Raw genomic sequence first — 17,066 nt, 5'->3', positions numbered from 1 at the left:
TAGGACGCGACGTTAACCACCGCCGCCCGCCACCATCGCTCCCGTCCGATCCGAACCATCCAGGGGGACCTCCCGTGCACCACCTGCCGACCGTCGTCGCCACCGACCTCGAATGGGCCTCCTTCTACGCGGCCGACCTCGTCGAGGCACGCTTCCCCGGCACCCCCAGGCCACCCCGCCCCAACCTCATGACCGCCGAGGCCCGAGAGCTCCGCGACCAGCTCGCCCGCGTCGAGCGCATCGAGCGCGTCGCCGTCATGCCCGGCGAGCACCCCGCCCCTGTCGACCTCGACGTGGTGACAGCGCTCAACAACCTCGCCATCGAGGCCTACACGTGCGCCGCCATGGTCGCCCAGGCCATCATGTGCCCCAGGCCCGCGCCGCCGGCCACCCTGCAGACCAACGTCGGGCCGCTGCTCGACTTCGCCGCCCGCCACCTCGTCGAGGCCGACTTCGTCGACCCGGGCCTGGCCGAAGACCTCGCCCCCCGAGCCCGCCGCATCGTCAACACGCTCGCCCACCACCTCGACCTCTGGCCCGACGGACACGTCCTGCGCATCACCTGCCCCTGGTGCCCCAAAGACGGCCCCCAGGCGGTCGGAGACGGCCAGTGGACGCTGCGGGTGCGGATCATGCCCGGCGATCAGATCGCGATCGTCTGCGAGGGTTCCTGCGAGCCTCCGGGCAAGGACGTGACGACCTGGTGGGGCGGGCGGCCGTGCTGGCCGTTGTGGGACTGGGCGTGGCTCGCCAAGCGACTCCAGGCCGCCTGAAATCAGATCCCCGAACCCCGCACACTCCTTATCCGACCTAGGTAAGGTAAGGGGTGTGGAAGGAACCAGCGGACCCGTCCGCGTCACCAAACCCCTGCTCGACGTCCTCGAAGCCCTGATACAAGCCCACCGTCAGGGCTACGAACTGCACGGCTGGGCCATCATCAAGGCCACCGGCCGAACCGGCCCCACGATCTACGGCGTCCTCGACCGCCTCGAAGACCTGAGGTGGATCGAAGGCCACTGGGAAGACAAGAACCCCGACCCCACGAAGCCGCCCCGCCGCTTCTACACCCTCACCGGAATCGGCGCCCCCGCCGCCCGCGCACTGCTCGCCGAGCGACGCCCTGAAGCCCTCCAACCGCGACCCGCAACTGGCAGCGTTTTCCGCGGCCTACTCGGCACGATTTTCACTGGAGGAACCCGGTGAGCGGCTGGGAAATCTTCCTCGGCATCGCCCTAGGCCTCATCGTCAACGAAGCCTGCGAACTGTCTCCCTGGGCGGCCCGGAGACTGGTTCAGTGGTCCGCCCGCGTGCGCTACCCCAACCCCGAGCGCGCCGAGACGCGCGCAGCCGAACTAGTGTCATTGATCGAGGAGCGCCCTGGAAAGCTTTTTAAGCTTTGTACAGCCCTCGGGTTTTTCGCCCAAGCAATAATCGCACTAACCCGCCAAACGAAAGCAAAAAACATCCCCCTTGCCATAATTGCAATTACATTAAAGAGGTTTCCATTTATCCTAATGGTCCTACCAAAAAGGCTCGAAAAGCGCACAATAGATAGAGTAATTACACACGTTATCACCACCTCTCTAGAAAGGTTCCCAATAGAAGAAGCGAGCAAGGAATACTTTGCCTACCGGAAGATTTTTATAAAATACTCCAAGCTAAGGGAAATTCGCTAAGCGTCGATGGCCAAACAGGCTTGACACCATGCCTGGGGATAACCCATGATCGGAGGCACGCGCAGCATGCGCACACACGGCCCCGCCACCACACGGGGCCTTCGTCATGTCCGGGGGTGAGCACGTGTGCCCCCACCCATCGACCCCACCACCCGCGCCGCCATCCTCAACGACATCCGTGCAGGCGAGAAGTCCTGCCGAGGCATCGCCCGCCAACACGGCGTCAGCGATGCCACCGTCCGCAAGATCGCCAAAGACGAACAGATCGTAGACGCGTTCTCGCGCGCGCAGACGGAAAAAGCTACGCGTGCGCGCACGGCCGACATGAAGACCCGCCGCGCCGAGCTCGCCGAGACACTCCTCGCTGACGTCGACCGGCTCCGGGCCCGCGCCTGGTCGAGCTACCGGTACTACGAACGAGGCCCCGAAGGCCCCGAACTCGTCACCCTCGACCTGCCGCCGCTCCGGGAAACCCGGGAGGCGTACACCGCGCTCGGCATCGCGATCGACAAGCACGACAAGCTGATCAAGATGGACTTCGATAACGGCGCGTCCGAAGCCCGCAGCATGCTGGGCGCCCTCGCTGAAGGCCTCCGCATCGCCTACGAACAACTCCCGGCCGATGAGTGACATCGACCTGACCCAAGTCACCAGCGCACTGTCGCCGAAGCAGATCCGCTCCGTCGTCGAGGCCGAGGCCCGCATCAACCTGTGGGAAGGCTCAGTTCGGTCCGGTAAGACGATCGCGTCCCTGCTGAAGTGGCTGATGTTCGTCGCGAACCCGCCCCGCGGCGGCGAACTCGTCATGGTCGGCCGCACCCGCGACTCCATCTTCCGGAACGCCTTCGGGCCCCTCACCAACCCCGACATCTTCGGCACCCTCGCCTCCCAGGTGCACTACAACAACGGCGCCCCCACCGCCACGATCCTCGGCCGCACCGTCCACGTCCTCGGCGCCAACGACGCCAAGGCCGAACCGAAAGTCCGCGGCATGACCGGGGCCGGCGCCTACGTCGACGAAGGCACCACGATTCCGAAGGACTTCTTCGACCAGCTCAACGCCCGCTGCTCGGTGCCCGGCGCGCGCCTGTTCGTCACCACGAACCCCGACAACCCCGCCCACTGGCTCCGCAAGCAGTACATGCTCCGCCCCACGGAGACGAGCCTGCGGTCCTGGCATTTCCAGCTGGACGACAACCCGCACCTGCCCGCCGAGTACGTCGCCACCCTCAAGTCGACGTATGTCGGCCTGTGGTACCGGCGGTTCATCCTCGGCCACTGGGTGCAGGCCGAAGGAGCCGTCTACGACATGTGGGACGAGCAGCGCCACGTGGTCGACGTCCTGCCGCAGATCGTGCAGTGGATCAGCGTGGGCGTGGACTACGGCACGACGAACCCCTTCGCCGCGCTCATGCTCGCCCTGGGCGTCGATGGCCGCCTGTACCTGACCCGTGAGTACCGGTACGACTCCAAGCTCGCTCACCGCAGCCTGACCGACGCCGAGTACTCCCAACGCCTCCGGGCCTGGCTCGCCCAGGGCGAGCACCCGCAGTACGTCGTGGTCGACCCCTCCGCGAAGAGCTTCCGCGTGCAGCTGCACAACGACGGGATCGTCTCGACGCTCGGCAACAACGACGTCGTCGACGGCATCCGCACCGTCGCCAGTCTCTTGGCGACTGGCCAGCTGCTCGTTCACCGCTCGTGTGAGGGGTGGATCGAGGAGGTCGCCGGGTACGCGTGGGACGACGAGAAGGCCGAGGACGGCGAGGACGTTCCGATCAAGGCGGACGACCACAGTCTGGACGCGGGCCGGTACGGGATCTTCACGACGCGCGCGGTCTGGCAGCACCAGTTGCGCGAGCCGGTCCTGCCCGCAGCGTGAGCACTGCTCTACTCAGCCGTAACTTGTGGGAATGTCCATTCCCGTGGCTTTACTTTTCCATCCCCCTTCACTGATGGAGCACCCATGAGTCAGACGCCGACCGTCGGCCAGACCGTTCACTACGTCAGCTACGGCACTCCGGGTGGCGAGTACCCGAGCGTCTGCCGGGCCGCGATCGTCACCGAGGTCTCCAGCTACGCACCGCCCCAGCACGCCGACGACGACATGCAGGCGCGCTGCCACCTCGCCGTGATGAACCCGACGGGCATGTTCTTCAACGAGGTGGACTACGGCCCGCAGAACGTACCGGGCACGTGGCACTGGCCGGAGAGCGTCGACGAGCCGGGCCAGGTCGAGCCGGAGCCCGAGGTGTGGAATCCGTACCGGGAGCGGGCCGCGCTCGTCGCCTACCTCGCAGCCGTCTACCCCTCGGCCATCGTGCCCAACGCCGACCCGGACGAGCCGAACTGGCCTGTCATCTACGTCACCACCCCGCAAGGCCAACTGTCCTGGCATCTGTCCAGCGACGATCTCGACCTGTTCCCCCACGTCCCCGTACTGGACGCTGATCAGTCCCCGGCCTGGGACGGTCACACGACGGCGGAGAAGTACGAGCGCCTGGCGCGCCTCGTCGAGGCCGTGTCGAACGTCCCAGGCAAGGCCTGAGAGATGGCACCCGACTGGGCTTCCCTCGGCGAACCCACTGAGCTCACCGACCTCCCACCCGAAGTGCGCGCCCTGGTCCACGCCGTCGACCAGATGCGTGCCCAGTGGGCCGAGGCTGACGACACCGTCCGGTACGAGCTGTGGCGGACCGTGCACGAGGCGAACGACGTCGTGTGGGATCGTGGGGCACACCGCCGTGAGCGCGACGGCGTACCCCACGACTCCGACTAGACCGGCCAACCCCCCTTCGGGTGCAAGTCCTCGGTGACCTCGATCACCCGGGTGGGGGTGTCGATCGGCACCGTGCGGACGACCTCACCGTGACGCAGGAACCGGCGAAGACCGGCCGCCGTGTCGAGGACGACGCGATCAGCACGGACGCTTTCGGTCCGTCCCGGGATTTCCTGGATGTAATACGTTTCCAATTTGTGAATCTCCGTAGTTCGGATTTTTCGGGTTACTAGAATTCTCTCACGGCGATTCCGAGAAACGTTAGCATCGCATGTTTCAGCAGGTCAGAAGGCATGAGAATGCGAAGGGAAGTCCGCGATGCCGCTGCCGAGCGGCGGCACATGGCCGCCCCAACACCTCAACCCCATCTACCAGCACTACGGCGTCCTCGACGCCTGGTATCGGGGCGACGACGACGAGCTCGCCGACCTGTACGGAGCGCAAGGCGTCGGCGCCCGGCCAGCTAACCGCCCCGGCCAGTACCGCGGGGGCGTGGTCGGTGCCTTGAGCCGTTGGTTCTGGGGGCAGCCCACCCCGGCCGGGGAGAAGCGCACGAAGCTCCACGTGCCGGTCGCCTCGGACATCGCCACCATGTCCAGCGACCTCCTCTTCTCCGAACCCCCGTCGCTCACCGTCGAGACCGTGGCCACGCAGGAGCGGATCGAGGAGCTCGTCGAGGACGGGCTCCAAGCCACGCTCCTCGAAGGGGCTGAGGTCGGGGCCGCGCTCGGCGGCTACTACCTGCGCGCCGTCTGGGACACCCAGGTCGCCGAACGGCCGTGGCTCGCCGTCGTGCACGCTGACGCGGCCGTCCCGGAGTGGCGGTGGGGCCGCCTGTCCGCGGTGACGTTCTGGCGTGTGGTGGAGCAGGACGACCAAACCTGCCTCATCCACCTGGAACGCCACGAGCCCAAAGTCATCCTCCACGGCCTGTACCGTGGCCGCCCCGGATCCCTCGGCGACCCCGTGCCGCTCACCGACCACCCGGAGACCGCCGGACTGCAGCCCGTGGTCCAGACCCGCATCGACAAGCTCACCGCCGTGTACGTCCCCAACATGAGGCCGAACAGGACCTGGCGGAATTTCCCGGCGGGCGCCAACCTCGGCCGCTCGGACTTCGACGGGCCGGTCCTCGGATTGATGGACGCGCTCGACGAGACGTACACGTCGTGGATGCGGGACGTGCGCCTGGCGAAGGCCCGCCTGATCGTGCCCTCGTCGTACCTGCAGTCGAACGGCCCCGGACGAGGCGCGTCCTTCGACCTCGACCGCGAACTGTACGAGACCATGTCCGTGCTCGGCGGCGACGACCGCATGGAGATCTCAGCGCAGCAGTTCGGGATCCGGACCGTCGAGCACCGGGACACGGCCGCCGAGCTGCTCGCCGCGATCCTCCGCTCCACCGGGTACTCGGCGCAGTCCTTCGGGCTCAGCGGGGACGTGGCCGTCACCGCGACCGAGGTCTCCGCGAAGGAACGCCGGAGCTTGACCACCCGGGGGCGGAAGGCGGTCTACACCGGCCCCGCGCTGGCCGACGCCGTCGAGATGCTGCTCCTCCTGGAGGCCGCGCTGTTCTCCTCCGGCGTCGCTCCAGAGCGGCCGACCGTGGTCTTCGGCGACAGCGTCTCCCCCGACCTCGCGCAGCTCGCCACCACCGCCGAACTGATGAGGCGCGCGGAGGCCGCCAGCGACGAAACCCTCGTCAGAATGCTGCACCCCGACTGGGACGAGACCGAGATCACCGCCGAGGTGGAACGGATCGCCGACGCCCGACCGGACCCGGTCGCTGACCCGTTCGCCTTGCCGGGCGAGATGACGGGCCCAGACGACGGCGAGGATCCGGAGGCGGAAGGGCAGGGCGGGCCTCCTGGCCAGCAGGGCAGGCCCGGGGAGTGATCCCCGGGCCGTGGCCTGATCTCCTACTCCTCCAGGGTGGCGAGGGCGGCAGCGATGCCCAGTTCGGGGGTCGCCCAGGCGGTGCCCTCCTCGTCCTTGATGGTGGTGACGTCCACGTCGTCGTAGCTCATCCAGCACCCCTCACCGTCGAAGATCATGCGGGTGGCGGGGTGGCGGATCCGGATGCCGCCGTGGTCGCACGGCGCGATTTCCAGCTCGCCGACCATCTCGATGTCGGCGAAGGGGTCGTTCGGCCGACGGTCGCGCTGGTTGGCGGCGGCGTAGATGAGGCGCAGCTCGACGGGCGACAGAGTGTGGCGAAGACTGGCGAAGAACTCGTCCCGGCTGCCCTCGTCCCAGCTGATCAGGGCGGCGATCATGGCGGCCTGCTGGGCGGTGGTGAGGGCCTCGGTCTCGGTGGTCATTTCGTGCTCCCGGTGTGGTGTGGTGTCCCTGCCGACACCCATGACACTACCAAATTTGGTGGAGCGAGCAACCCAGATCTGGTGGAGCCGAGAGGATGTTACCTACTCGTGATCAACCCACATTCGGGTTGACCACGCCACCAAATTTGGTACGCTCACCGCGTGACCAAGAGACACGACATCGTCGGATACGCCGAGATCATCGAACGCGTCGCCGCCGACTACGGCACCGACCTGGGCATGGACACCGTCCGCTCCTGGGAGAAAGCCCGCCGCGCCTGGGACGCGAAAGGCCGGCCAACCCGCTCCGGCGCCCGCCCCCGCGAGATCCCGCTCCCCGACCCCGTGACCACCGTCAACGGCGTCCCCGCCTGGAGCTGGAAGCAGGTCTCCGACTGGCTGATCACCAGCGGACGCGTCACCCCCCAGGAGTAACGCCCCGAAAAGGTCCTCCGACCCGTTCGCCTGACCTTTTTCCCGGATCCGGGAAAAAGGCAGGTCAGGACCATTTTCGGGACCTCCCGAAAATGGTGGCCAGCTTGTCGAGGAGGTTCTCCTCGTGGCTGTGGACCAGGACCTCCTCGACCAAGTCGCCTCCTCCGTCGCCGACCTCTACCGGGAGGTCGAGGCCTCGCTGATCCGCACGGTGGCCGACGAGCTCAAGCGCGACTTGATCGCGCCGACAGCCGAGGTGAAGTTGGACGCGGTCCGGAAGCTCCGGGCCGCCGGCCTCGCCGTCTACGAACGGCTCCAGAAGACCAAGAGCGCCACGATCCGGGAGGCGATCCGGCAGGCGTACCGGGACGGCCGCGCCTCCGCGCTGACCGGCCTGCCCGTCAGCAAGACCACCCGCGACGATGCCCGCCAGGCGCTCACCCAGACGCCCGGCGCCGCCATCATCGAGAACATCGCGGCCGCCCTCCACCGTGACCTCGGCGTCGTCGAGGGCAACATCCTCCGGAGCGCGGAAGACGCGTACCGACGAGTCCAGGCCGCGACCGCAGCCCGGATCGCGCTCGGCACCGCGACCCGACGTCAGGCGTCACAGGCCGCATGGCAGCGTCTCGTCGACCAAGGGATCGTCGACTTCACGGACCGCGCGAACCGCCGATGGAAGCTCAGCAGCTACGCGGAGATGATCGGCCGCACCAACGCCCAGCGCGCCGCCGTACAAGGCCAGATGGACCGCCTGCAGACAGCCGGGATCGACCTGGTGGTCATCTCCGACAACACGCAGGAATGCCGCGTGTGCCGTCCCTTCGAGAGCAAGGTCTTGAGGCGGAACCCCGGGCCGATCGGGAAACTCCGCATCCCGCACGCCACGAAGGACGGCGAGACCGTCGAGGTGACCGTCGTCGCGACACTCGACCAGGCCCGCGCGAAGGGCCTATTCCACCCGAACTGCAGGCATTCGGCGTCGGCGTACCTTCCCGGCGTCACCAAGCTCAAGACCGCGACCGCCGACCCCGAGGGCGACCTCGCCCGGCAGAAGCAGCGCTACCTGGAGCGGCGCATCCGGGCCGCGAAGGAGCAGCAGCTCGCCGCGCTCACCCCGGAGGCGAAGAAGGTCGCGGCCGCCAAGGTCCGCACCGAGCAGGCTCGGCTCCGCGAGCACCTCAAGGCTCATCCCGACCTCAAGAGGTTGCCCTACAGGGAGCAGGTCGGAGCAGGCAACACCCCACCCCCCGGCGGACCGAAGGGCGGCCCCGTCGCCGACATGCCACCCACCCCGCCGAACATCCCGGCCCCGCCGAAACCCCCCGCGCCCGCGCCCGCGCGGCTCACCCCCGACGAGGCACGCCGCATGCAGAACGACATGACCCGAGACCGGGCGTGGACCGCAGCCGAACGCGAGGCCCTGGAGGAGTACACCGCGGGCTGGGCGGGCGAGATCAACGGCCTACTGCGGTCCGGCCGCGGCAAGGACCCGACCGTGAAGGCGTTCACCCGGGCGGTCGCGTCCTCGATGCGGCCCCTCCCCCGCCCCGCACTCCTCTACCGGTACGTCGCCCCCGACGCGTTCGGCCGCGGCCGCACCCGGGCCGACCGGCTCGGCGACCTCGTCGGCAAGACGCTGCAGGACAAGGGGTTCATGTCCACCTCCATCGCGAAGGACGGCCACACCGACCCGGCCGGGCAGATGCGGCTCGCCGCCCGCCGGCCAGTCCTCATGGAGATCTCCGCACCCGCGGGCACCCCGGCCGCCTACGTCGACGACCTGTCCGCCCACCCCGGCCAATTGGAGATGATCTTGGCTGCGGGCACGAAGTACAAGGTGGTCGAAGTGGTTGAGGAGGGCGAGCACACCGTGGTCAGGGTAGAAGTAGTGCCATGACGACGACGCCCCGCCCGCACGGTGACGGTGAGTCCGCCCTCACCAGCGACGAGCCGGAGCTGCTCGACGTCGACGAGCACGGCGACGCCCTCGACGACCCCGAGTACCGGGAGCTCCTCGGCCTCGACGACCTCTAACGGCACCAGGCCTTCACGGCCTCGACGATCTGCCGCGCCTGCTCCTCGCTCACCGTGACCGCCCCGGTGAAACGGACCTTGGCGTTCGCCGCGACCTGCGCTGTGGTCTTCTTCTCCAGGATGTCCAGGCAGGTGTCCCGGCCACGACGGACTGCCTGATCCTCCTTCTCCACCAGGCCCGGATCCACCGACCTCAGCGCAGCGAGGTAAGCGTCGCGCTCGGCGCCGTCCGGCGTCGGAACACGGGGCACCGTAGGCAGTGTCGCGCTCGGCGAGGCGTTCACCGGCGGCGGCTCTTCCTGGCTGTTCCCTCCGAGGAGGAAGACCAAGAGCACGAGGACGGCGAGGGCGCCGATGAGCACCGCGCAACCCATCAACCTCGTGTTCGGCGCCTTCGGCGGCTGGCCGTACGGCTGTGTGCGCGGTAACCCAGGCGGAGGCCCCTGCGGGGACTGTTGAGGGTGCATGCCGCGCACCATACGCCCCACTTCGAACTTCCCGTCGTCATCTCATGGCGACGGTTGCTCAACCGAGACCGCCCGGAGCGGTCCACCACCACCCCGGTCGGCCAGGTGCCGGCCATTCCCGCCCCGCGCTCCCCAGGAGGGTCCGCATGACCACACCCACCCCGCCCCCGGCCACCGACCCGGGCCAGCCCGCACCGCCCACCCCCGGCCAACCGGCCGCGCCCGCGGTCCCCGCGCTGACGACTCCCCCGGCCCCGGCCGCGCCGCCGGTCCCGCAGCCACCCACGTGGATGCCGCCCGTACCGAACGCTCCGGCCGACGACGCCGAGGACCTGGCGAAGCTCCCTCAGAAGTGGCAGAAGCACATCCGTGACCTACGGGACGAGTCCGCGAAGTACCGGACGACGGCCCGCTCCGAGACGGTGCTCCGCCACGCGTACACCACCGCGACGGCGCACGGCGTCAACCCCGACGCCCTCCTCGGCTCCGTCGCCTTCAGCGACCGCGCCAAGCAGCTCGACCCGAACGCCGAGGACTTCCCGACCCGGCTCGCCGAGGTGATCCAGGCCGTGCTGCAGGCAAACCCGTGGATGGCCGCCCAGCAGGCCCCGGCCACTCCGACCGCCCCGCCCGTGCCGCCCCAGTCCGGCGGCGACTTCTCCGGCTCCGGCGGCAGCGTCCAGACGACCATCGACCAGCAGATCGCCGACGCCGAGAAGCGGCGCGACTTCGTCACGGCGATCGCGCTCAAGCGGCAACGCGCCGCCCTTCAGACACCACAGTAAACGATCTAGGAGACCACCATGGCGGGCACGATCACCGGCCTCGCAACCAGCTTCGACCTCCCCAACTACACCGGGGAACTTTTCTCTCTGACGCCGGATGACACCCCGCTGCTCTCCTCGATCGGCGGCCTCACCGGCGGCGGCCAGACCACCTCAACCGAGTTCGAGTGGCAGGAGTACGACCTGCGCGACCCCGGGCAGCGCACCCGGCTGGAAGGCGCCGACGCTCCCACAGCCGAGGAGCGCAAGCGCGGCAACATCACCAACGTCGTGCAGATCCACCAGGAGCAGGTGGCGCTCACCTACACCAAGCAGGCCGCCACCGGCCAGCTCGCCTCCCCCCAGTCCGCGCCGTTCAACCACCCGGGCGGCGGCCCGAACCCGATCACGTCAGAGCTGGACTGGCAGGTCGCCCAGATGCTCAAGCAGATGGCGCTCGACGTCAACTGGTCGTTCATCAACGGCACCTACTCCAAGCCGAACAGCAACAGCACGGCCCGCAAGACCAAGGGCCTCCTGCAGGCGATCCAGACGAACCGCATCGCGAAGGGCACCGCAGTGACGGGCGCCACCTCCGCGACCGACACCGTCACCTCGACCGGGCACGGCCTCGTCGACGGCGACAAGATCGTGTTCACCGCCGTGGGGGCCGCGACCGGCATCATCCCCGGCCGCGCCTACTACGTCGACCAGCAGACGACCGACACCTTCAAGGTGTCCACGTCCAGCGGCGGAGCGGCGATCACCCTCGGCACCGCCACCGGCATCGCCTTCACCAAGCCGTGGACGACCGCCCTGTCCGCGGACAACATCAACGACGTGCTGCAGCTGGCCTACGACAACGGAGGCATCAGCGAGCAGGCCACCGCGACCCTGCTGTGCAACTCGATCCAGAAGCGGGCCATCACCAAGGCGTACGCCGACGCCTACGGCAAGTTCCAGGAGAGCTCCCGCACCGTCGGCGGCGTCAACGTCACCACCATCGTCACGGACTTCGGCACGCTGAACGTGATGATGGACCGGCACATGCCGCAGGACACCATCGCCGCCGTCAGCCTGGAGCAGCTGATGCCGGTCTTCCTCAACATCCCCGGGAAGGGCGCCTTCTTCGAGGAGCCGCTCGCCAAGACCGGCGCGGCCGACAAGGTCATGCTGTACGGCGAGGTCGGGCTCAAGTTCGGTAACGAGCGCGCCCACGGCCTCCTGACGGGCCTGAAGATCTGATGGCCACCTACATCCGTACTTCCGGCGGGCACGTGGCCGAACGTGTCCAGCCGGAACCCGGGTCCGCCGAGGAAGCTCGCCTCGACGAGCTGGTCGCGGACCCGACGTCCGGGTGGCGGCGGGTCGAGGTCGTCGAGCCGCCCCGGGACCCCGAGGTGCTCACCGGCCGCCCGGCTCAGTCCGCGCCCAAGGCGACGTGGGTGGAGTGGGCGGTCGGGCACGGCATGGACCGGTCGGTCGCTGACGGCCTCACCAAGACTGACCTCATCGGCCTGGCCGACCAGATCGACCCCGACCCTGAGGAGGACTGATGGCGCGTACGGCCATCACCGCCAGCACGGCCCTGACCGAGATGGGCGTCGATCCGACCGCGGTCGACGGCCCCATCGAGGCCACCGACGGCAACAGTTTTCCCTGGCGTGAGCACCGGCTGCTGTATGTCATGAACGGCGACGACGCCTCGGTGACCCCCACGTTCTTGACCCCGGGCACGGTCGGACGGCAGGCGCTGCCGATCGGCGACCTGACCGCCAACGCGATCCCCGCCGGCGCCTACCGGATCTACGGGCCGTTCGGTCCGGAGTTCCGGCAGTCCGACGGCACCGTGCACGTGGACTGGGTGGGCACCACCCCGGCCAGCATCACGGCGGCGGTGCTCGACGCCTGACAGGCGTCCCCTAATCGCGCGGGTGGGCGGTGCTGGAGGGGGGCCGCCCGCCCGCGTACCAACCTCCCCCTCGAATCCCGAAAGGACGCTCTGTGCGCCTGACCGACCCCGTCTCCACCATGGTCGCCACCGCCATCACCAACCAGGCCGCCCCCAGCGAGGTGGTCGACCACGAGGTGATTTTCGGCCTCGCGGGCAGGCCCGGCGGCGTGGACCCGGAGCTGACCATCGTCATCGTCGGCGAGGACGACGGCGTGCGGGTGATGGCTCCGCCCGCGACCATCCACAGCGCAGTCACCACGCAGGCTGCGATCGACGACATCGTCGAGGACGCGCTGGCCTGGATCCGCGCCCGGTAACACCCGACTGGAGGTGTGCGGTGACCACCATCACCAACACGGTCAAGGACGCCAGCGGGGCGCCGGTCTCCGGTGTGCAGGTGACCGCGCACCTCGTCGCCGCGTCGGGCTTCCTCGCCGGGGGCGGGGAGATCGTCAAGGAAGTCTCGACGGCCTCCGGCCAGGACGGCGCGTGGAGTCTCACGCTCACTCCCACGGAGTCGCTCGCCTACCCGGACGGCGCCCACTACGTGGTCAGCGAAGGCCTTCGGCGGCACACCATCACTGTCCCCGCCACAGGGGACCACAACCTTGCTGACGTGCTCGTTTCGATCCCTGGCGTCCGGGCCGACGTGGGTCTCACCGTGTCTGCGGGAGACGCCCGGTACGAGCTGGCGGCGCGACGCGGACAGCCCTCCGGGTATGCCTCGCTGGGATCAGATGGTCTCGTTCCCACGAGCCAGCTGCCCGCCGGAAGCGGAGGCGACGCGGTCTCCTCCGTGAACGGGATGACTGGCGTCGTCACCCTCACGGCCGCCGATGTAGGGGCCGCAACCGCAGGTCACACGCATAGCGGGCTGTATGATCCGCTCGGCGCAGCCACGACGGCGGTGACCACACACGAGGCCGCCGCTGACCCTCACCCGCAGTACGTAACGGCCTCCGAGGGGGCCACCGCGTACGCCCCGACGGCCCATTCCCATGCAGGTGGGGACATCACCTCGGGGATTCTCGCGGTGGCTCGGCTCCCGGTCGGGACGACCTCCGGGAACGTCGCTGCGGGAGACGACTCGCGGATTATCGGCGCCGTGCAGCGGTCGCTCGTCACCGCGAAGGGTGACCTCCTCGCGGCGACCGGGAGCGCGGCGATCGCCCGTCTTGGCGTCGGCTCGGACGGGCAGGTGCTCACCGCCGACGCTGCGCAGACGTCCGGCCTGAAGTGGGCCGATCCCCCGAGCGGCGGTGGCGGGTCGGGTGGCGGCCCCGTCTACCCCTTGTCCGCGTACGGTCTGCTCGCTGCGACCGGCGACCCCGAGACCTTCATGTTGGGGTCCAGCGCCTCAGCCAACACCATCCTCGGCGGCCGGTTCGAGATCCCCGCCGGGGTGACCCTCACTCGCCTCTGGGCGGCTGTGCGGGCGGGCGGCACCTACACCCCGTCATCCGTCCCGAACCGGATCGGCCTCTACACCGACGAAGGGGTCCTGGTCGGCGCGACCGCCGATGACTCCACGTTGTGGACGGCCGCCGGATGGCGCGGCGGTCCCATCGTCGGAGGGCCTATCGCAGCCCAGAGCACGCCCCGCATGGCCTACATTCTGCTGATCTTCGGAGGTATGGCCGACTTGGTCATGCCGTACCCGAGCTCGGCAAACGACGCGCAGACGTCGTGGTTCTGCCGAGGCCCATCCGCGTCGGGGCCGCGCCGGGCTTTCTATGTGGGCGCGGGCGGCGGAGACCTCCCCGCGAGCTTCAACCCGGCCAGCTACGGCACGGAGACCACTTACTTGTCACTCGCAGGGGGGAACTGATGTCGTACGCGACCGTGGACGACCTCGCCGCCTACCTCTCCACGCCCCCCACCAACGCCCACCTGCTCCTGACCCGAGCGTCGCGCGTGGTCGACCAGGCGCTGCTGTGCGCCGTCTACGACTCGGACGACGCCGCGGTGCAGGCGGCGCTCCGGGACGCCACGTGCGAGCAGGTCGCCGCGTGGGTCACGGCTGGGGAGGACGGGTCCGGCGTCACCCCGATCTACAGCACCGTCACGATCGGGTCGGTGACCCTGGGCGGCCGATCTTCGGGCGGCGGCACGAACAACGGAAGCGCCTCGTCTGGCCTCGCCCCGCAGGCCTACGCCGTACTCCAGGCCGCCGGGCTCACCGGCCACGCACCCCAGACCTGGAGCTGCTGATGGGCGCCATCCCCGACTGGCTCCTCCGCCACCAGGTGCTGATCGAGCCCCTCACGGGGGAGGGCCCGTTCGGCCCCGAGTACGGCGAGCAGACCCTCGTCCGGTGCTTCGTCGACGCCAAGCGCCGCCTGGTGCGCGACGCCGAGGGCGCCGAGGTCATCAGCGAGACGACCATCTTCATGCCGCTCGACACGACCTGTCCGGCCGGGTCCCGGGTCGTCATCGGCGACCGCGCCAGCACCGTCATCACGGCGGCGCGGCGCGACGGCGGAGGCCTGCCGACCCCGGACCACCTTGAGGTCGTACTCCAGTAGGGAGGCCCGTGATGCCGCAACGCTCTCAGCTCAAGCTGGACGGGCTCGGCAAGGTCGACCAGGCCGTGCACGAGGCCGCGGCCGACGGCCTGGAACTGTGGATGGAGCACAACCTTCAGGTGAGCCGCGATCAGGTGCCCCACGAGGAGGGGACTCTGGAGCGGTCGGGAGTCGCGTCCGTGGATCGGGCCAGCCTGACCGGCGCGGTCTCCTACGACACCCCGTACGCCACGATCCAGCACGAGCGCCTCGACTTCCAGCACGACGGTGGCCGGAAGGCGAAGTACCTGGAAGATCCGTGGGACTCCGAGCAGCAGACCGGCCTGGAGATCGTGGCTGCGCAAGTTCGGCGGGCCATCCAGTGAGCTGGACCACGAATCTCCTCACCGCGGTCGCCGAGCAGCTGCACGCCGCGGGCGCCGGCGTCTGGCGGCTGAACGGGCCAACGTACGGCTCCGGAGAGGTCGCGATCGTGTTCGGCCGCCTCCCCACCGAGCCCGATCGGGCCATCGCCCTCGCCTGCTACGGCGTGGACCAGGACGCCGACGACCCGGTCAACACCGACGGCACGATCGGCGTACAGCTTCGGTTCCGCGGCACCAAGGACCCCCGGGTCGTCGACGACATCGCCGACGCGTGCTTCGACGTCCTCCAGGGCTGGACGGCCCCGGCCGCCGGGATCCTCCTGTGCACCCGCCGTATCCAGGCCCCCATGGGGGTCGACGGACTCGACCGGCGGGAGCGGGCCGACTCCTACCGGCTCCTCGTCCACCGCCCCACCAGCAACCGCCCCGGATAGGGAGAGAGATCACACCATGGCCACTCAGAGCCTTCTCGCCAGCGCATGGGCGCTGGAAGTCAACACCGGCACCAGCGGCGCCCCCACATGGACGCGCGTCAAGGGCATGACCAGCTTCAAGGAGACGATCGAGTCGACCGTCGAGGACGACTCCGACTTCGACAGCAACGGGTGGGGCAGCGACCAGGTCACGCAGCGCAAGTGGAAGCTGGAGTGCGAGGGCAAGCGGAAGCGCGACGCCGCCTCCCCGAGCAGCTTCGTCGCCGACCCTGGCCAGCAGGCCATCCTCGACGCCGGAAACTTGGTCGGTGTCGGCTCCAACATCGAGATCCGGTACTACCGGCGCGATGGAGCCCCTGACGCGTGGCAGGGCCTGGTGTCCGTGCAGTACGGCGGTGGCGGCGGACCGACCACCGGCCTGGAGCCCTTCAACTTCACGCTCGGCGGCCAGGGCGCCCGCACCGCGATCACCAACCCCGCAGCGTAAGAAAGGCCCCCTCCTATGCCTCGCTTTCCCGAACTCGACGCCTCCCTGGGCGAGACGCTCGACCTGCCTGTCCCCCTCCCCGCCCGTGGATCCCGCCCGGCGGGGCAGACCAAGGTCTACCAGGTCAAGCCGATGGACGCTGACACCTGGGCGCGCTTCACCGCGCACTTCACCGGCGTACGCGACAGAGCCGCCGCTGCCCAGAGCGACGACGAGGAGATCCTCGACGACCGGTCTGAGGCCGCTTTCCTCCGGCGGTCTCTCGGTGCCGTGTATGACGAGCTGGTGGCCGACGGCGCGGCGTGGCCGCAGATTCGACGGTGTGGCGCGACCGCCCTGAACTGGCACCTGCACGGCGAGGAGCGGGCCATGGAAGTGTGGCAGGGCGGCCTCCCAAAACTGACGTCGACCTCGGAGACGACCGACGAGGAGACCCCGGCGGCGGCCCCATCGACCCCGTCACCGGCATCCGGGAGTGGTACGACCCGGAGCCGCAGGACAGCGGGATCACCTGGGAAGATCTCCTAACCCGTTGGGCCCTGATCGAGGCTGACCTCCACCAGACGTACGGGGTGGATCTGGGCGAGCCTGGCCTGCTCCGTGCCCGGACCGGGGCATGGCTGCGCGTCCGCGTCTTGGGTCTGCTGACTGAGCCGAAGAGCCGCATCTTCCGGGTGTTGCGCGCCGAGCGCGAGCCTGGCGCTTCCACACCGCCCTCTACGGCGGAGTTCGACGACGACTGACCTCGAGGGGGTGATCCCTCGTGGCTCTGACCGTCGGCGAGCTCGTCGCTTACGCCCAGCTCGACAAGAGCGACTTCAC

General features: G+C 69.1%; 25 protein-coding genes. 23 read left to right on the top strand and 2 right to left on the bottom strand.

Annotation, left to right across the window (positions count from 1 at the left end; all coding sequences use genetic code 11):
• Positions 1 to 74 precede the first annotated feature (74 nt).
• The 8 genes from ACFOYY_RS08665 (at position 75) to ACFOYY_RS08630 (ending at position 6,351) form a co-directional block, all read left to right on the top strand.
• Positions 75 to 773 (top strand): hypothetical protein, encoded by a 699-nt coding sequence (locus ACFOYY_RS08665; protein WP_386189165.1) that lies wholly within the window; start codon positions 75 to 77, stop codon positions 771 to 773.
• Between the two features lie 55 nt (positions 774 to 828).
• Positions 829 to 1,203, top strand: a complete 375-nt coding sequence (locus ACFOYY_RS08660; RefSeq protein ID WP_386189163.1) for a PadR family transcriptional regulator — start codon at positions 829 to 831, stop codon at positions 1,201 to 1,203.
• Positions 1,200 to 1,676, top strand: a complete 477-nt coding sequence (locus ACFOYY_RS08655) for a hypothetical protein (RefSeq protein WP_386189161.1) — start codon at positions 1,200 to 1,202, stop codon at positions 1,674 to 1,676. Before ACFOYY_RS08660 ends, ACFOYY_RS08655 begins: the two co-directional genes overlap by 4 nt.
• A gap of 126 nt (positions 1,677 to 1,802) precedes the next feature.
• Positions 1,803 to 2,306 carry a hypothetical protein gene (locus ACFOYY_RS08650; protein ID WP_386189159.1) on the top strand — a complete coding sequence of 168 codons (504 nt, stop codon included), beginning with the start codon at positions 1,803 to 1,805 and terminating at the stop codon, positions 2,304 to 2,306.
• Positions 2,299 to 3,558 (top strand): PBSX family phage terminase large subunit, encoded by a 1,260-nt coding sequence (locus ACFOYY_RS08645; RefSeq protein ID WP_386189157.1) that lies wholly within the window; start codon positions 2,299 to 2,301, stop codon positions 3,556 to 3,558. Before ACFOYY_RS08650 ends, ACFOYY_RS08645 begins: the two co-directional genes overlap by 8 nt.
• Positions 3,559 to 3,642: 84 nt before the next feature.
• Positions 3,643 to 4,224: a WDGH domain-containing protein gene (locus tag ACFOYY_RS08640; RefSeq protein WP_386189155.1), complete on the top strand. Its 582-nt coding sequence runs from the start codon at positions 3,643 to 3,645 to the stop codon at positions 4,222 to 4,224.
• Positions 4,225 to 4,227: 3 nt separating this feature from the next.
• On the top strand, positions 4,228 to 4,455 hold the full coding sequence (locus ACFOYY_RS08635) for a hypothetical protein (protein WP_386189153.1): 228 nt from the start codon (positions 4,228 to 4,230) through the stop codon (positions 4,453 to 4,455).
• Between the two features lie 318 nt (positions 4,456 to 4,773).
• On the top strand, positions 4,774 to 6,351 hold the full coding sequence (locus ACFOYY_RS08630) for a hypothetical protein (protein ID WP_386189151.1): 1,578 nt from the start codon (positions 4,774 to 4,776) through the stop codon (positions 6,349 to 6,351).
• A gap of 23 nt (positions 6,352 to 6,374) precedes the next feature.
• On the opposite strand, the gene ACFOYY_RS08625 is transcribed toward ACFOYY_RS08630, so the two are convergent.
• Positions 6,375 to 6,776: a hypothetical protein gene (locus tag ACFOYY_RS08625; protein WP_386189149.1), complete on the bottom strand. Its 402-nt coding sequence runs from the start codon at positions 6,774 to 6,776 to the stop codon at positions 6,375 to 6,377.
• A gap of 162 nt (positions 6,777 to 6,938) precedes the next feature.
• Here ACFOYY_RS08625 and ACFOYY_RS08620 point away from each other — a divergent pair, with 162 nt between their 5' ends.
• The 3 genes from ACFOYY_RS08620 to ACFOYY_RS08610 all read left to right on the top strand — a co-directional run bounded on the left by ACFOYY_RS08620 (position 6,939) and on the right by ACFOYY_RS08610 (position 9,248).
• Positions 6,939 to 7,211: a hypothetical protein gene (locus ACFOYY_RS08620; RefSeq protein ID WP_386189147.1), complete on the top strand. Its 273-nt coding sequence runs from the start codon at positions 6,939 to 6,941 to the stop codon at positions 7,209 to 7,211.
• A gap of 124 nt (positions 7,212 to 7,335) precedes the next feature.
• Positions 7,336 to 9,111 carry a phage minor capsid protein gene (locus tag ACFOYY_RS08615; protein ID WP_386189145.1) on the top strand — a complete coding sequence of 592 codons (1,776 nt, stop codon included), beginning with the start codon at positions 7,336 to 7,338 and terminating at the stop codon, positions 9,109 to 9,111.
• Positions 9,108 to 9,248, top strand: coding sequence for a hypothetical protein (locus tag ACFOYY_RS08610; RefSeq protein ID WP_386189143.1), 141 nt, complete (start codon positions 9,108 to 9,110; stop codon positions 9,246 to 9,248). Before ACFOYY_RS08615 ends, ACFOYY_RS08610 begins: the two co-directional genes overlap by 4 nt.
• On the opposite strand, the gene ACFOYY_RS08605 is transcribed toward ACFOYY_RS08610, so the two are convergent.
• Entirely contained in the window at positions 9,245 to 9,610 is a 366-nt protein-coding gene (locus ACFOYY_RS08605) for a DUF732 domain-containing protein (RefSeq protein ID WP_386189142.1), read from the bottom strand. The genes ACFOYY_RS08610 and ACFOYY_RS08605 overlap by 4 nt on opposite strands.
• A gap of 251 nt (positions 9,611 to 9,861) precedes the next feature.
• Between ACFOYY_RS08605 and ACFOYY_RS08600 the strand changes: the two genes are divergently transcribed.
• The 12 genes from ACFOYY_RS08600 (at position 9,862) to ACFOYY_RS08545 (ending at position 16,772) form a co-directional block, all read left to right on the top strand.
• Positions 9,862 to 10,500, top strand: coding sequence for a hypothetical protein (locus ACFOYY_RS08600; RefSeq protein ID WP_386189140.1), 639 nt, complete (start codon positions 9,862 to 9,864; stop codon positions 10,498 to 10,500).
• An 18-nt stretch (positions 10,501 to 10,518) separates the two neighbouring features.
• Positions 10,519 to 11,724, top strand: coding sequence for an SU10 major capsid protein (locus ACFOYY_RS08595; RefSeq protein ID WP_386189138.1), 1,206 nt, complete (start codon positions 10,519 to 10,521; stop codon positions 11,722 to 11,724).
• The gene (locus tag ACFOYY_RS08590; protein ID WP_386189136.1) at positions 11,724 to 12,035 is read left to right on the top strand and encodes a hypothetical protein; all 312 of its coding nucleotides are present in this window, start codon (positions 11,724 to 11,726) and stop codon (positions 12,033 to 12,035) included. The genes ACFOYY_RS08595 and ACFOYY_RS08590 overlap by 1 nt, the downstream gene beginning before the upstream one ends.
• Positions 12,035 to 12,391, top strand: coding sequence for a hypothetical protein (locus ACFOYY_RS08585; protein WP_386189134.1), 357 nt, complete (start codon positions 12,035 to 12,037; stop codon positions 12,389 to 12,391). Before ACFOYY_RS08590 ends, ACFOYY_RS08585 begins: the two co-directional genes overlap by 1 nt.
• 92 nt (positions 12,392 to 12,483) lie before the next feature.
• Positions 12,484 to 12,750 carry a hypothetical protein gene (locus ACFOYY_RS08580; RefSeq protein ID WP_386189132.1) on the top strand — a complete coding sequence of 89 codons (267 nt, stop codon included), beginning with the start codon at positions 12,484 to 12,486 and terminating at the stop codon, positions 12,748 to 12,750.
• 20 nt (positions 12,751 to 12,770) lie between these two features.
• On the top strand, positions 12,771 to 14,261 hold the full coding sequence (locus tag ACFOYY_RS08575; protein WP_386189130.1) for a hypothetical protein: 1,491 nt from the start codon (positions 12,771 to 12,773) through the stop codon (positions 14,259 to 14,261).
• A complete protein-coding gene (locus ACFOYY_RS08570; protein WP_386189128.1) occupies positions 14,261 to 14,644 on the top strand; it encodes a hypothetical protein in 384 nt (127 codons plus the stop codon). The genes ACFOYY_RS08575 and ACFOYY_RS08570 overlap by 1 nt, the downstream gene beginning before the upstream one ends.
• Positions 14,644 to 14,958, top strand: coding sequence for a hypothetical protein (locus ACFOYY_RS08565; RefSeq protein ID WP_386189126.1), 315 nt, complete (start codon positions 14,644 to 14,646; stop codon positions 14,956 to 14,958). Before ACFOYY_RS08570 ends, ACFOYY_RS08565 begins: the two co-directional genes overlap by 1 nt.
• 11 nt (positions 14,959 to 14,969) lie before the next feature.
• Complete coding sequence (locus ACFOYY_RS08560; RefSeq protein WP_386189124.1) at positions 14,970 to 15,323, top strand: hypothetical protein; 354 nt, start codon at positions 14,970 to 14,972, stop codon at positions 15,321 to 15,323.
• Entirely contained in the window at positions 15,320 to 15,757 is a 438-nt protein-coding gene (locus tag ACFOYY_RS08555; RefSeq protein WP_386189122.1) for a phage tail terminator protein, read from the top strand. Before ACFOYY_RS08560 ends, ACFOYY_RS08555 begins: the two co-directional genes overlap by 4 nt.
• A gap of 16 nt (positions 15,758 to 15,773) precedes the next feature.
• Complete coding sequence (locus ACFOYY_RS08550) at positions 15,774 to 16,244, top strand: phage tail tube protein (RefSeq protein WP_386189120.1); 471 nt, start codon at positions 15,774 to 15,776, stop codon at positions 16,242 to 16,244.
• Positions 16,245 to 16,259: 15 nt separating this feature from the next.
• Positions 16,260 to 16,772 (top strand): DUF7426 family protein, encoded by a 513-nt coding sequence (locus tag ACFOYY_RS08545; RefSeq protein WP_386189118.1) that lies wholly within the window; start codon positions 16,260 to 16,262, stop codon positions 16,770 to 16,772.
• The last annotated feature ends 294 nt before the right edge of the window (positions 16,773 to 17,066 follow it).

This window comes from Streptosporangium jomthongense (genome assembly GCF_042650425.1).
Classification (GTDB): domain Bacteria; phylum Actinomycetota; class Actinomycetes; order Streptosporangiales; family Streptosporangiaceae; genus Streptosporangium.
Note: the sequence above shows the minus strand (reverse complement) of the source record. Positions and strands in the feature narration are given on the sequence as shown.